The sequence below is a fragment of the Cellulomonas jepli genome (genome assembly GCF_047229345.1).
Lineage (GTDB): Bacteria > Actinomycetota > Actinomycetes > Actinomycetales > Cellulomonadaceae > Cellulomonas_A.
This window is the reverse complement of record NZ_JBFTER010000133.1, coordinates 1-12026: the sequence shown is the minus strand read 5'-3', so window position 1 is coordinate 12026 and position 12026 is coordinate 1. Positions and strand designations below refer to the sequence as shown.

Sequence of the window (12026 nt, the reverse complement as noted above, 5' to 3'; positions counted from 1 at the left end):
CAGCTCGGCCTGCTCGTGGTGCTCGTCGGGTTCGGGACGCGCGCGACGGCGCTCGCGGGGCTCGCGATGCTCGGCGCCGGTCCGGAGGGACGCGCCTGCTGTGTCCGGCTCGGTGCGCCGGACGTCCCCGGTGCGGCGCCCCAGGCACCCGGTGCCGCTCCCGGTGCCCCCGGGGCACGGGTCGGGGCCGCACCCGGCTGGGGTGCGCGCGGGCCGGACGGCTCGAGCGAGGTGTCGCGGATCGTGCGGCGGGAGCGCATCGCCGCCGACTCCGCCCCCATGCCGGGCACCTGGTACGGCCCACCGCCCGCGCTGCCGTCGGGCCCGACGGACTGCACGGGCTGGCTGCGCATCGCGCGGCGCGACGGCGGTCCGCCGGGGCCCTGTGCGTCGGGACCGACATCGGTCGTCCGCTCGGCCTCGCGGCGGCGGCGGCGCTCTCCGGGCTCACTCATCGTTACCTCGATACAGACCGTGCTTGGCGATGTACTGGACGACCCCGTCCGGCACCAGGTACCAGACGGGCGCTCCACCCCGAGCGCGTGCGCGGACGTCGGACGAGGAGATCGCGAGCGCGGGGATCTCCTGCTGGCTGACCCTGTCCGCGGGCAGCCCGTCGGTGGACAACGTGTGCCCCGGTCGGTTGACGGCCACGAAGTGCGCCATCTCGAACAGCTCGTCGGGCGCCTTCCAGCTGAGGATCTGCTCGATCGCGTCCGCGCCCGTGATGAAGAACAGCTCCGCGTCGGGCCGCGCCTCGTGCAGGTCGCGCAGCGTGTCGACGGTGTACGTCAGACCGGCGCGGTCGACGTCGACCCGGCTCACCGTGAAGCGCGGGTTCGACGCAGTCGCGATGACGGTCATGAGGTACCGGTGCTCGGCGTGCGTGACGTCCTGGTCCTGCTTGAACGTCGGCTGACCCGTCGGCACGAAGACGACCTCGTCGAGCTCGAACTCCGCGGCGACCTCGCTCGCGGCGACCAGGTGCCCGTGGTGGATGGGGTCGAACGTGCCGCCCATCACGCCGAGCCGCAGTCGTCGCTGGGTCATCGGTCGGGTTCCTCGCTCTCGTCCTCGCTGGCTGGTCGCAGGCTCGTCGCTGGCGCTCAGTGGCGGGTGCCGACGCTCCGGAACGCGTAGGTCACGAGCAGCATCGCGATGAGGCCGCCGAACGCCGAGAGCCCGAAGACCACCGGGGAGACGGCCAGCTCGGTGCCGTGCTCGGCGTATTCCTGGGTGGCCAGCAGAACGGAGTGCACGTCGATCCTCCTGTGAGGGCTGTTCGTCGGAGCGACCAGTGTCGCATGTCCGGGTCGGGCGTCAGGCTCGGACGTGCCCGTCGCCGTGCACGACCCACTTGGTCGTCGTGAGCTCCCCGAGCCCCATCGGGCCCCGGGCGTGCAGCTTCTGCGTCGAGATCCCGATCTCGGCACCGAGCCCAAACTGGCCGCCGTCGGTGAACCGGGTCGAGGCGTTGACCATGATCGCCGCGGAGTCCAGCTCGGCGACGAACCGCTCGGACGCCGCGAGGTCGCGGGTGACGATGGCCTCGGTGTGCCCCGAGGTCCACGTCCGCACGTGCTCGAGCGCGGCGTCGAGGTCGGGCACCACGCGCACCGCGAGGTCGAGCGAGAGGTACTCGGTCGCCCAGTCCTCGTCGGTCGCGGGCACGACGTCGACGCCGTCGGGCGCGAGGCCCGCGGTCGCGTCGTCCCCGTGCACGACGACCCCGGCCTCCGCGAGCGCGACCAGCGCGGACGGCAGGAACCCGGGCGCCGCGTCGGCGTGCACGAGCAGCGTCTCGGCGGCGTTGCACACCCCGACGCGCTGGGTCTTGGAGTTGAGCAGGATCGCGAGCGCGGTCGCGGGGTCCGCGCTCGCGTCCACGTAGACGTGGCAGTTGCCGACGCCGGTCTCGATCACAGGCACGGTCGACTCGCGCACCACGGTGCGGATGAGGTCCGCTCCCCCGCGCGGGACGAGCACGTCGACGAGCCCGCGCGCGTGCATGAGCGCGACGGCGCCGGGCCGGCCGTGCGCGTCGATGGACTGCACGAGGTCGGCGGGGAGGCCGAGCGAGGTGAGCGCGCGCCCGAGGACCGCGACGATGACCTCGTTGCTGCGCGCCGCCGCCGAGCCACCGCGCAGGATCACGGCGTTGCCGCTCTTGAGCGCGAGCCCCGCGGCGTCCACGGTCACGTTCGGGCGGGCCTCGTAGATCATCCCGACGACGCCCATCGGCACGCGCACCTGCCGCAGCCGCAGGCCGTTGGGGAGCGTCGAGCCGCGCACGACCTCACCGACCGGGTCGGGCAGCGCCGCGAGCTCGCGCAGGGCGTCGGCGATCGCCCCGAGGCGCTCGTCGGTGAGCGCGAGCCGGTCGAGCAGCCCGGGGGACGTCCCGTTCGCGCGACCGCGCTCGAGGTCCTCGGCGTTCGCCGCGACGATCTCGGCCGACGCGGCGACGAGCGCGTCCGCGAGCGCGAGCAGAGCGGTGTCCTTGGTGGCCCGCGTCGCGGTCGCCAGCGCGCGCGAGGCGACCTTGGCGCGGCGGGCGACGTCGAGGACGGCCTGCTTGACGTCCGGCCCGGGGCCGGCCGGGTCCGACGCCGGCGACGGCTGCGGCGCGGCGAGGGGGGCCGTCCCGGGCGCGGTGGCCGACGTCGTCTCGAGCGAGGTGGTCATCCGGCCAGGGTAGCCCGCAGGGCGCCGTCGCACGGAGGGCTCCCGCGGTCCGGACGCCGGCCGCGCGACGGCCACCGGGCGCCCGCGCCGGACGTCGCCGGTCGGCGGTGACCCGCTGGACGGCAGGCGCCGGCCGCCCGCGTAGACGGTCAGCTCGGCCGCCGGCGCGGACCCGCTGCCGTCAGGCGATCCCGGCGCGGGCCAGCGAGGCGCCGACGCGCGAGGTGTCCACCGGGCTCGCCCAGCACTCGCCCTCGTGCCCGCCGAACGGCGCGACCCGGACCCAGCCGTCGCGCTCGCACAGCTTCCGCACCTCGTGCAGCTCGTCCGTGACCCCCATGACGATCTCGGCGACGCCGGCCGCGCGCGCGAACTCGTCGAGCTCGGCGAGCACGCGCCGGGCGAGACCGCGCCGCCGCCGCTCGGGCACGACGTACAGCCGGGTCACCTCGTAGCGGCCGTCGTGCTCCTGGAGCGACGCGGTCGCCACGGCGTCGCTGCCGTCGTACACGAGGACGGTGAGCAGGACGGACGAGGGGTCGGTGCCGTCGGCACGGGCACGACGCTGGCCCGGGCCGCCCCCGGCGGGGGCCGAGCGGCGGCGCAGCTCGTCGGCGAGGCGCTCACGCAGCTCGGCGGCGTGCGGGTGCCCCCAGGCGGCGATCCGGGTCCGCAGCTCGTCGCGCAGGACGGACGGGGCCCGGTCGGGGAACGGGGCGTGCACCGGCTCGGCCATCATCGCCGCGCCCGCGTCGGCGCGAGGCCGGAGCGACAGCAGCCGCCCGTCGACGCCTGTGGGTGCTGCTCGGGCGCGCGCGTGCGATCCGTGCTCATGTGTCCCCCTCGACGACGTGCCCGCGGTGGGCGGGCAGGTGCAGCGCTGCGTCGGCACGTGCGGCAGGGCCCGCGCCGGACGTGCCCGGGCGGCCGGGACCGTACGCGACCGCCGCCGAACCTAGGCCGGGGGCCGCGCCGGGGTCAACACGTTCTCCCCGTGCCGCCCGCATCGCGAGACCGGGCGGGTCGGTCGCGGCGTCAGCGTGGCCGCGGGACGGCCGACGCGCGGCGCCGGACGAGCACGAGGTCGTCACGGTGCACGACGGCCCGGTCGTACCCCGGCCCGAGCTCCGCGCGCAGGTCCGACGTCGTGCGGCCGAGCAGTCCCGGGACCTCCTGCGAGGAGTACGCCGCGAGCCCCCGGGCCACGACGGTGCCGTCGGGAGCGGTCAGCGCGACGGGGTCGCCCGCCTCGAAGTCGCCCTCGACCGCGGTGACCCCGGCCGGCAGGAGCGACGTCCGGCGCTCGACGACCGCCCGCACGGCCCCGTCGTCGAGCACGAGCCGCCCGCGCGTGCGGGCCGCGTGCGCGAGCCACAGCAGCCGCGTGGACGCGCGGCGCCCGGTCGCGGCGAACCACGTCCCGACGTCCTCGCCCGCGAGCGCCGCGCGGGCGTTCGCGGCCGACGTGAGCACGACGGGGATCCCGGAACCTGCGGCGATCGACACCGACTCGAGCTTGGTGACCATGCCGCCCGTGCCGACCGCGCTCCCCCGCGCCGTCACGTCGACGCCCGCGACGTCGTGCTCGCCGCGGACCTCGGGGATCCGCACGGAGCCGGGCCGCGACGGCGGGCCCGTGTGCAGCCCGTCCACGTCGGTGAGCAGCACGAGCGCGTGCGCCCGCACGAGGTGCGAGACGAGGGCGGCGAGCCGGTCGTTGTCACCGAACCGGATCTCGTCGGTCGCGACCGTGTCGTTCTCGTTGACGATCGGGACGACGCCCAGGTCGAGCAGCCGCTCGAGCGCGCGCTGCGCGTTGCGGTAGTGGCCGCGCCGCACGGTGTCGTCCGCGGTGAGCAGCACCTGCCCGACGCGGATGCCGCGGTCCGCGAACGCCCGCGCGTAGTGCGCGACGAGCAGCCCCTGACCCACCGACGCGGCGGCCTGCTGGGTCGCGAGGTCGCGCGGGCGCGCGGGGAGCCCGAGCGGGCCGATCCCGGCGGCGATCGCTCCCGACGAGACCAGCACGACCTGACCGCCGGCGGCGTGCCGGTCGGCGAGCACCTCGGCGAGCGCACGCACGCGCTCGGGGTCGAGGTGCCCGTCGGGCGTCGTGAGCGACGACGAGCCGACCTTGACGACGACCCGGACGGCGTCGGGCAGCTCGCGTCGGTGCAGGAGGGGGGCGGCGGCACTCACGGACGCATTGTGCCCGTCCCGGCCCCCGTCAGGACTCGTCGGTCCAGACCCCGGCCTCGCGCTCCGTCCACAGCTCGGCGCGCGCCTCCGCCTTGGCGTCCATGCGCTCCTTGTACTCGACACGCTTCTCGCCGCGCGTCGGGCGCGAGCGCTCCTCGATGCGCATGTCCGTCCCGCGCGGGCCTGCGAGCAGCTCCGAGCCGGTCAGGAGCGTGGGCTCCCAGTCGAAGACGACCGCCTTGGGCCCCTCGCCGATGACGACCTCGGCCCCCGCGACCGCGCCCGCGGCGAACAGCTTCTCCTCGACGCCGAGGCGCGCGAGGCGGTCCGCGAGGTAGCCGACGGCCTCGTCGTTGGTGAAGTCCGTCTGGCGCACCCACCGCTCCGGCTTGACGCCGCGGATCTGGAAGTATTCGTGCGGGCCGTCGGTGCGCTTCGTCACCGTGAACCCGGACTCGTCGACCGCCCTGGGGCGCAGCACGACGCGCGTCGGCTCGGGTGCGGGCGCCTCGCGGCGCGCCTGCTCGACGAGCTCCGCGAGGGCGAACGTCAGGGGCCGCAGGCCCTCGTGGCTCACCGCGGAGATCTCGAAGACCTGCAGGCCGCGAGCCTCGAGGTCGGGCTTGACGAGGTCCGCGAGCTCGCGCGCCTCGGGGACGTCGATCTTGTTCAGCACGACCATGCGCAGGCGCTCCATGAGCGGGACCCGGCCGCCCTCGATGCCGATGTCGCCGCCGTACGCCGCGAGCTCGTGCTCGATCACGTCGAGGTCGCTCAGCGGGTCGCGGCCCGGCTCGAGGGTCGCGCAGTCGAGCACGTGCACGAGCACCGCACAGCGCTCGATGTGCCGCAGGAACTCCAGGCCGAGGCCCCGGCCCTCGCTCGCGCCCGGGATGAGCCCGGGCACGTCCGCGACGGTGTAGCGCGACGAGCCGGCCTGCACCACGCCGAGGTTCGGGACGAGCGTGGTGAACGGGTAGTCCGCGATCTTGGGCCGCGCCGCCGACATCGCGGCCACGAGGCTCGACTTGCCGGCGCTCGGGTAGCCGATGAGCGCGACGTCCGCGATCGTCTTGAGCTCGAGCACGACGTCCTGGGTGTCGCCCGGCTCGCCGAGCAGCGCGAAGCCGGGGGCCTTGCGCTTGGGCGACGCGATGGCGGAGTTGCCGAGGCCACCGTGGCCGCCGGCCGCGACGACGTACCGGGCGCCGGTCCCGACGAGGTCGGCGAGAACCTCGCCCGTCGGCGACTTCACGACGGTGCCGTCGGGCACCCCGAGCACGAGATCCTCGCCCGTGAAGCCCTGGCGGTAGTTGCCCATGCCCTGGCCGCCCGACGGGGCGTGCTTGTGGGGCGAGTGGTGGTACTCGAGCAGCGTCGTGACCTGCGGGTCGACCTCGAGGATGATGCTGCCCCCGTGGCCGCCGTTGCCGCCGTCCGGGCCGGCGAGCGGCTTGAACTTCTCGCGGCGGATGGAGACGCAACCGTGCCCACCGTCACCGCCGGTGGCGTGCAGCACGACACGGTCGACGAACGTCGCCATCGGACACCTCTTCCCGGAGCCGGTCGGGCTCCGTGCATGACCACCGCGGAGGATCCCGGTGGGTCGATCCTGACACGACGAAGGGGCGCACCGCCTCGGTGCGCCCCTTCGACGAACGTGCTGTGGTGGCTCAGGCCGCCGTCACGATGTCGATGACCTTGCGGCCACGACGCGTGCCGAACGTCACGGCACCCGGCGCGAGCGCGAACAGGGTGTCGTCACCGCCGCGCCCGACGTTGATGCCGGGGTGGAAGTGCGTGCCGCGCTGGCGGACGATGATCTCGCCGGCCTTGACGACCTGACCGCCGAAGCGCTTGACGCCGAGACGCTGCGCGTTGGAGTCGCGACCGTTGCGCGAGGAGCTCGCGCCCTTCTTGTGTGCCATGACGAACCTGCTTTCGTGCTCAGAGACGGGAGGAGTCGCGGCCGACGGGGCCGCGGCGCGCACTCAGTTGTCGATGCCGGTGACCTTGAGGCGGGTCAGCTGCTGACGGTGACCCTGGCGCTTGCGGTAGCCGGTCTTGTTCTTGTACTTGAGGATGTCGATCTTCGGGCCCTTCTCGGCCCGCACGACCTCCGCCGTGACCTTCACCTTGGCGAGGTCCTGGGCGTCGGTCGTGACCTTGTCCCCATCCACGAGCAGCAGCGCCGTGAGCTCCACGGTCGAGCCGGCCTGCGCGGCGAGACGGTCGACGACGACGACGTCGCCGACGGCGACCTTCTCCTGGCGGCCGCCAGCCTTCACGATCGCGTACACCACGTTGCTGCTCATCTCTGCTCGTCGAACTCAGTCACACAAGTCGGGGGCGTGCTCGGTACGGTGGAGCCGCTTCACACGGCCGGCGCTCTCGCAGCACGCTGCGGGATGCTCTCGGTACCTGGTGCACGCACAACCGGCGCGTAACAAACGCGCCGACGTTCAAGAGTACGGAACGCATCTGGCACGGTCAAATGAGGGGGCGCGGTGCACCGCAGCAGGGCCGTCGGAGCAGCTGTCGTCGCCCTCGCCGGGCTCGTGCTCGCCGGGTGCACACCCGGCACCGAGCCGGCGATCCTCGTCGAGGGGGCGACGGAGCGGTTCCTCGACCCGGTGCACCTCACGGTCACCGGTCTGCCGCCCGGCGAGAGGGTCGAGGTGCGCTCCGAGGTGCGCTCGGCGCTCACGTGGCGCTCGTCCGCGACGTACACGGCCGACGACGACGGACGCGTCGAGCTCGACACCACGGAGCCCGAGGAGGCGCCGTTCGACGGGCCGGACGGCACCGGCCTGTTCTGGACCCTCTCCCCCGTCGAGCCCGCGGACGACGACGCCGTCCGGTCCGACGCGTGGTTCGCCCGGGAGCACACCGTGCACCTGACTGCGCACGTGGACGGCGAGGTCGTCGCGTCCGCCGACCTCCACCGCGACGACGCCCTCTCCCAGGTCCGCGTCGAGCCCGTCGAGCAGGACGGGATCGTGGGGCGCTGGGCCGTGCCGACCGCCTGGACGCCCGACCCCGCGGCGCCCGTGCCCGCCGTCCTGGTGTTCGGCGGGTCCGAGGGCGGGATCGCCTCCGCGCAGGAGGACGCCGCGCTCACGGCGTACCGGGGGTACCCCGCACTGGCGATCTCCTACTTCGCGAGCCCGGGGCAGCCGGCGACGCTCGACGAGGTGCCCGTCGAGACGTTCCTGCACGCGCTCGACTGGCTGCGCGCCCAGCCCGGTGTCGACCCCGAGCGCGTCCTCGCGTACGGCACGTCGCGCGGCGGGGAGATGGCGCTGTGGCTCGCGGCGCACCGGCCGGACCTCGTGCACGGGGCGATCGCGCCCGTCGGGGCGCACGCGCTCGTGTGCAGCCCGGACACCTGCGGGACGGCCTGGACGCTCGGCGGCGAGCCGCTGCCCCGGCTGCGCGCAGGCGCGGTCTCGGACTACCCGCCGGGTGACGTGCCTGCGGGATCGCCGCTCGTGCCCGTCGAGGACATCCGCGGGCCCGTGGTGCTCGCGTGCGGCGGGCAGGACGCCCTGTGGTCCTCGTGCACCTACGCCGTGCACGCCTCGACCCGGCTCGACGACCTGCGCCCGGGCGACCACGCGCTCGTGTCCGAGGCGGACGCCGACCACTACGTGACCGGCGCGCCACTCGTGCCGCACGGGCTCGCCGACCCGCGGACGGCCCAGGCGACGCACCGCGCGCGCGTCGCGTTCTCCGCCGCGCTCGACGACGCCCTCCGGCGGTCCGTGCGCTGAGGCACGGTCGCCGGAGGGCGTCGCGAGAGGTCAGCGCTCGGCGGGCTGCGCGGCGTCGGGGCGGTCGGTGTCCTCCGGCGCGTCGGCGGCGGGCGCCTCGGCGACGTCGGGCTCCCCGGCGTCCGGGGCGGGGGCGTCCGGCGTGGCGCCGTCCTGTAGGGCGGCGCCGTGAGCGGCGTCACCCGGCACGAGAGCCTCCGGAGCGTCCGGGGTGGCGTCGTGGTCCGCGGGAGCGTCCTGCTCGGCGTCGTCGTCGGCGTCGTCGAGCACGTCGAACGTGCTCGGGTCGACCGGGGTCAGCTCGAGCGTCTCGCCCACCGGCGCCTCGGCGTCGGCGTCGGCGTCGAGGGGTCCGGCGTCCCGGGCGTCGCCGTTCCCGGCAGCACCCGGCGCAGCCGGCTCAGGAACGTCCCCCTCGGCGCCGCGAAACGTGGCACCGTCGACGGCCTCCGGCGACCCGGCGCCCGCGACGTCCGCGGGGAGCTGCGCCGCCGCACCGTCCGCCGTGGCGGCGGCCGCGGTGTCCGCGTGGCCGGCCGGCTCGCCCGCGACCCGCACGGCTCCCCCGGCGACCGGCGTGCCGGCGCCCGGCGCGTCGTCGTGGTCGTGCGCGTGCTCGTGGGCGTGCGCCGCGGCGGCCGCGATCGTCGCGAGCGTGGCCTTGACGGCCTCGCGGGCCTCAGGCAGCACCGGCACGGCGGGCAGGGCCGCGCCGGTGGCACCGGAGTCCTTGCCCCCGCGCTTGCGGCGCGAGCGCTTCGCGTCGGCCTCGGCCGGCGCGGGCGCCTGCTGCGCCTGGTGCTGGTGCTGCGGGGCACCGGCCTCCGAGCGCGCCGACTTCTCGATCGGGTCCGCGTGCACGATGAACCCGCGGCCGTTGCAGTGCTCGCAGGTCTCGCTGAACGCCTCGACGAGCCCCTGGCCGACGCGCTTGCGCGTCATCTGCACGAGCCCGAGCGAGGTGACCTCGGCGACCTGGTGCTTGGTGCGGTCGCGACCGAGGCACTCGACCAGCCGGCGCAGCACGAGGTCACGGTTGAGCTCGAGCACCATGTCGATGAAGTCGATGACGATGATGCCGCCGATGTCGCGCAGCCGGAGCTGGCGCACGATCTCCTCGGCCGCCTCGAGGTTGTTGCGCGTCACCGTCTCCTCGAGCGTGCCGCCCGAGCCGGTGAACTTGCCGGTGTTGACGTCGACCACCGTCATGGCCTCGGTGCGGTCGATCACGAGCGAGCCGCCCGACGGGAGCCAGACCTTGCGGTCCATGCCCTTCGCGAGCTGCTCGTCGACGCGGTGCGCCGAGAAGACGTCGCCCTGACCGGTCCAGCGCGAGACCTTGCTCGCGAGGTCCGGCGCGAGGTCGCCGATGTAGCCGGAGATCGTCGACCACGCGTCGTCGCCCTGCACCACGAGCGAGCTGAAGTCGTCGTTGAAGATGTCGCGCACGACGCGGATCGCGAGGTCCGGCTCGCCCTGCAGCAGCGCGGGCGCCGACGCGGTCTTCGCCTTCTTCGAGATCGACTCCCACTGGCCCTGCAGGCGCGCGATGTCGGCGCGCAGCTCGTCCTCGCTCGCGCCCTCGGCGGCCGTGCGCACGATGACGCCGGCCGACTCGGGGACGATCTCGCGCAGGATCTTCTTGAGGCGGTTGCGCTCGACGTCGGGCAGCTTGCGGCTGATGCCGGTCATGCCGCCGCCGGGCACGTACACGAGGTAGCGGCCCGCGAGCGTGATCTGCGACGTCAGGCGCGCGCCCTTGTGGCCGATCGGGTCCTTCGTGACCTGCACGAGCACCGAGTCGCCCGACTTGAGCGCCTGCTCGATGCGACGCGGCTGGCCGCCCTCCAGACCGGCGGCGTCCCAGTTCACCTCGCCGGCGTACAGCACCGCGTTGCGGCCCTTGCCGACGTCGACGAACGCGGCCTCCATGCTCGGCAGCACGTTCTGCACGCGGCCGAGGTAGACGTTCCCGGCCATCGACAGCTGCGCCTGGCGGGAGACGTAGTGCTCGACGAGCACGCCGTCCTCGAGCACGGCGATCTGCGTGCGGCCGTCGCGCTCGCGCACGACCATCGTCCGCTCGACCGACTCGCGCCGCGCCAGGAACTCCGACTCGGTGATGATCTGACGGCGGCGGCCCGCGTCGCGGCCCTCCCGGCGGCGCTGGCGCTTGGCCTCGAGGCGCGTGGACCCGCGCAGCGCGGTGACCTCGTCGCTCGGGGCACGCGAGGCCCGGCTGCGGCTCGGCGCGGCGACCTCGGGCTCGGCGCCCTCGCCGCGTCCGCTGCGGCTGCGGCGACGACGGCGACGGCGGCTCGACCCGCCCTGCTCGTCGGCGTCGGCCTCGGCGTCCGCGTCGTCACCCTCCGTCTCGCCCTCGGGCTCGGTTTCGGCGTCCGGCTCGGCGGCGCGCGGGGCGTCCTCGTCCTCGGCGGCCTCCTCGTCCTCGGCGCTGCGGCCACGGCGGCCACGGCCCCCGCGGCGACGCCGGCGGCGCGGCCCCGGGTCGTCGGAGTCGTCGCCGTCGCCGGGGCGCTGGTTCTCGGCGTCCTCGGTGTCCTCGTCGGGCGCGGTCGCGGGCTCGGCCTCGACGGGCACGTCCGCGTCGGCCGCGAGGTCGTCGAGCGCGCCGGCGAGCAGCAGGGTCGGCTCCTCGGCGGGGACGTCGGCCTGGGCCCCACGACGACCGCGGCGGCGCGACGGGCGCGTCGTGGCGGGCTTCTCCTCGACCGGGGCCTCGACGGGAGCCTCGACCTCGGCGGCGGGCTCCTCAATGTGCAGCGCGGCGGCGGCCTCCGAGATGGCCTGCGGGCTCCCGGCGGGCGACTGCGCGCGGCGGCGGCGCGGGCGTGCGTCCGGGTCGGGCGCCTGGAAGAGCAGCGCGGTCGTGGCGAGGCGCGGGGAGCCGGTGCGGGGCTCGACGGGCGGCTTCGCGGCGACCGTGCCGGCGAGCTCGGCGAGGACGTCGAGCGTGGGCGCGGCGGGGCTGCTGGGCGCTGCGGGGGTGGTCCCGGCGGCGTCCGGCGACGCGGGAGCGCCGGCGGTCCCGGTCGCCTCCTCGTCCTCGTCCTCGTCGGCGACCGGCTCGACGACCGGCGGGACCGCGACGGGCGCCTCGGCGGCCTTGCGGCTGCGGCGGGGGGCGCGCTTGCGCGGCGCGGCGGCGGCGGGCTCGGCGTCCGCAGCTGTAGCCGGGGTGCTCTCGGTGGGGGCGTCGGCAGCAGGGGCCGGCTCGACGGGCGCCGCGGTGGCCGGCGTCGAGGCGGCGGGCGTCGACGCGGCGGGCGGTCACTGAGACGCCTCTCAGAGAAAACGATAAACACACCAACATCTCGAATGCCGTATTCTGGTTGAAGCGGGGGGGGG

General features: G+C 75.4%; 9 protein-coding genes and 2 pseudogenes. 1 reads left to right on the top strand and 10 read right to left on the bottom strand.

What is annotated here, in order from left to right; all coding sequences use genetic code 11:
- The 9 genes and pseudogenes from AB6N24_RS21135 to rplU all read right to left on the bottom strand — a co-directional run.
- Positions 1 to 455: pseudogene (locus tag AB6N24_RS21135) on the bottom strand (hypothetical protein); the annotation flags it as partial.
- Complete coding sequence (nadD, locus tag AB6N24_RS21130; RefSeq protein ID WP_412871332.1) at positions 448 to 1050, bottom strand: nicotinate-nucleotide adenylyltransferase; 603 nt, start codon at positions 1048 to 1050, stop codon at positions 448 to 450. The pseudogene AB6N24_RS21135 and the gene nadD, both read right to left, overlap by 8 nt.
- A 56-nt stretch (positions 1051 to 1106) precedes the next feature.
- Positions 1107 to 1259 carry a hypothetical protein gene (locus AB6N24_RS21125; protein ID WP_412871331.1) on the bottom strand — a complete coding sequence of 51 codons (153 nt, stop codon included), beginning with the start codon at positions 1257 to 1259 and terminating at the stop codon, positions 1107 to 1109.
- Between the two features lie 61 nt (positions 1260 to 1320).
- Positions 1321 to 2685: a glutamate-5-semialdehyde dehydrogenase gene (locus AB6N24_RS21120; protein WP_412871330.1), complete on the bottom strand. Its 1365-nt coding sequence runs from the start codon at positions 2683 to 2685 to the stop codon at positions 1321 to 1323.
- A 181-nt stretch (positions 2686 to 2866) separates the two neighbouring features.
- Positions 2867 to 3409: a GNAT family N-acetyltransferase gene (locus AB6N24_RS21115; RefSeq protein WP_412871329.1), complete on the bottom strand. Its 543-nt coding sequence runs from the start codon at positions 3407 to 3409 to the stop codon at positions 2867 to 2869.
- 311 nt (positions 3410 to 3720) lie between these two features.
- Positions 3721 to 4884 carry a glutamate 5-kinase gene (gene proB, locus AB6N24_RS21110; protein WP_412871328.1) on the bottom strand — a complete coding sequence of 388 codons (1164 nt, stop codon included), beginning with the start codon at positions 4882 to 4884 and terminating at the stop codon, positions 3721 to 3723.
- A gap of 28 nt (positions 4885 to 4912) precedes the next feature.
- Positions 4913 to 6427, bottom strand: a complete 1515-nt coding sequence (gene obgE / locus AB6N24_RS21105; RefSeq protein ID WP_412871327.1) for a GTPase ObgE — start codon at positions 6425 to 6427, stop codon at positions 4913 to 4915.
- A gap of 130 nt (positions 6428 to 6557) precedes the next feature.
- A complete protein-coding gene (gene rpmA, locus AB6N24_RS21100) occupies positions 6558 to 6812 on the bottom strand; it encodes a 50S ribosomal protein L27 (RefSeq protein ID WP_034635467.1) in 255 nt (84 codons plus the stop codon).
- Between the two features lie 63 nt (positions 6813 to 6875).
- Positions 6876 to 7187: a 50S ribosomal protein L21 gene (gene rplU / locus AB6N24_RS21095; RefSeq protein ID WP_211254616.1), complete on the bottom strand. Its 312-nt coding sequence runs from the start codon at positions 7185 to 7187 to the stop codon at positions 6876 to 6878.
- A gap of 204 nt (positions 7188 to 7391) precedes the next feature.
- On the opposite strand from rplU, the gene AB6N24_RS21090 reads away from it, so the two are divergent.
- Positions 7392 to 8657, top strand: a complete 1266-nt coding sequence (locus AB6N24_RS21090; protein ID WP_412871326.1) for an acyl-CoA thioesterase/BAAT N-terminal domain-containing protein — start codon at positions 7392 to 7394, stop codon at positions 8655 to 8657.
- 30 nt (positions 8658 to 8687) lie between these two features.
- Here the strand turns inward: AB6N24_RS21090 and AB6N24_RS21085 are convergent.
- Positions 8688 to 11942, bottom strand: a pseudogene (locus tag AB6N24_RS21085) (Rne/Rng family ribonuclease); the annotation flags it as partial.
- Positions 11943 to 12026 lie beyond the last annotated feature (84 nt).

Bases quoted from the DNA above. Each gene is read 5' to 3' on its own strand.
- nadD (WP_412871332.1), bottom strand. From the start codon at position 1,050: ATGACCCAGCGACGACTGCGGCTCGGCGTGATGGGCGGCACGTTCGAC.
- AB6N24_RS21120 (WP_412871330.1), bottom strand. From the start codon at position 2,685: ATGACCACCTCGCTCGAGACGACGTCGGCCACCGCGCCCGGGACGGCC.
- obgE (WP_412871327.1), bottom strand. From the start codon at position 6,427: ATGGCGACGTTCGTCGACCGTGTCGTGCTGCACGCCACCGGCGGTGAC.
- rpmA (WP_034635467.1), bottom strand. From the start codon at position 6,812: ATGGCACACAAGAAGGGCGCGAGCTCCTCGCGCAACGGTCGCGACTCC.